Source organism: Lamprobacter sp., assembly GCF_034860625.1.
Lineage (GTDB): Bacteria > Pseudomonadota > Gammaproteobacteria > Chromatiales > Chromatiaceae > Lamprobacter.
The window spans coordinates 1-1,540 of sequence record NZ_JAYESN010000486.1 but is presented as its reverse complement, the minus strand read 5'-3'; the positions used below and the strand labels follow the sequence as shown (position 1 = coordinate 1,540).

General features: G+C 54.0%; 1 protein-coding gene and 1 rRNA gene. One reads left to right on the top strand and one right to left on the bottom strand.

All coding sequences use genetic code 11. From position 1 onward, the window contains the following. A 16S ribosomal RNA gene (locus VBE63_RS29095) occupies window positions 1-1,033 on the bottom strand; the annotation flags it as partial. A 298-nt stretch (window positions 1,034-1,331) separates the two neighbouring features. On the opposite strand from VBE63_RS29095, the gene VBE63_RS29090 reads away from it, so the two are divergent. Further along, window positions 1,332-1,540: hypothetical protein (locus VBE63_RS29090; RefSeq protein ID WP_323686461.1), on the top strand; the 209-nt coding region annotated here is incomplete at its 3' end.

The following is a 1,540-nucleotide window of genomic DNA, read 5'->3' as shown; positions in this document are numbered from 1 at the left end:
TCTCGGCTCCCGAAGGCACCAATCCATCTCTGGAAAGTTCCGAGGATGTCAAGACCTGGTAAGGTTCTTCGCGTTGCATCGAATTAAACCACATGCTCCACCGCTTGTGCGGGCCCCCGTCAATTCATTTGAGTTTTAACCTTGCGGCCGTACTCCCCAGGCGGTCGACTTATCGCGTTAACTGCGCCACCAAGAAATCAAGTCTCCCAACGGCTAGTCGACATCGTTTACAGCGTGGACTACCAGGGTATCTAATCCTGTTTGCTCCCCACGCTTTCGCACCTCAGCGTCAGTATCGAGCCAGGAGGCCGCCTTCGCCACCGGTATTCCTCCACATATCTACGCATTTCACCGCTACACGTGGAATTCTACCTCCCTCTCCCGTACTCTAGTCGCCCAGTATCGGACGCAATTCCCAGGTTGAGCCCGGGGATTTCACATCCGACTTAAACAACCGCCTACGCGCGCTTTACGCCCAGTAATTCCGATTAACGCTCGCACCCTCCGTATTACCGCGGCTGCTGGCACGGAGTTAGCCGGTGCTTCTTCTCAAGGTAATGTCACAGCTACTGGGTATTAACCAGCAACCTTTCTTCCCAAGTGAAAGTGCTTTACAACCCGAAGGCCTTCTTCACACACGCGGCATGGCTGCGTCAGGCTTCCGCCCATTGCGCAATATTCCCCACTGCTGCCTCCCGTAGGAGTCCGGGCCGTGTCTCAGTCCCGGTGTGGCTGATCATCCTCTCAGACCAGCTAAGGATCGTCGCCTTGGTGAGCCTTTACCTCACCAACAAGCTAATCCTACGCAGGCTCATCCAATAGCACGAGGTCCGAAGATCCCCCGCTTTCCCCCTCAGGGCGTATGCGGTATTAGCTCGAGTTTCCCCGAGTTGTCCCCCACTACCAGGTAGATTCCTACGCGTTACTCACCCGTCCGCCGCTCTACTCAACCCGAAGGCCTTTCGCGCTCGACTTGCATGTGTTAGGCCTGCCGCCAGCGTTCAATCTGAGCCATGATCAAACTCTTCAGTTCAATCTTTAACCTCCACTTTCCAGTAGGAGGGCCGGGTTGCGCAAAACCTGCGAATCCCGACAAATCTCGGCTCAGACACAATTCGAAATCATAAATCCATAATGAATCGATGAGTCACTTGTTGTGTCTGAATAGTCATCAGCAACTATCCCAACAAGTGCCCACACATCTGTCTTCATCTGTCTGTTAAGCAACTCGGACACCGCCAGGGCTCCGCCCCGGTCAGAACGTCTCCCTGACCGAGGACGCGCATTATACCTATGATCGAAGGCCTGGCAAGCACTGTTTTGAAGTTTTTTTGCTTCAGATCATGATTTGCTGCTCGGCGAACAGCTTTGGCCACATCGCGCGCCATCATCGCGCCCTTGGCGCCACGCCATCGAGCAGCGCCTCAGAAGCTGCCAATCAGCGCCATCTCCTTGTTTTGCATGATTTATTAGTTGTTTTGAGTGAGTTATTGGGCTTCGAAAAGGTGGTAGCGCTTCTTGCCAAGGCGCACCAGATAGA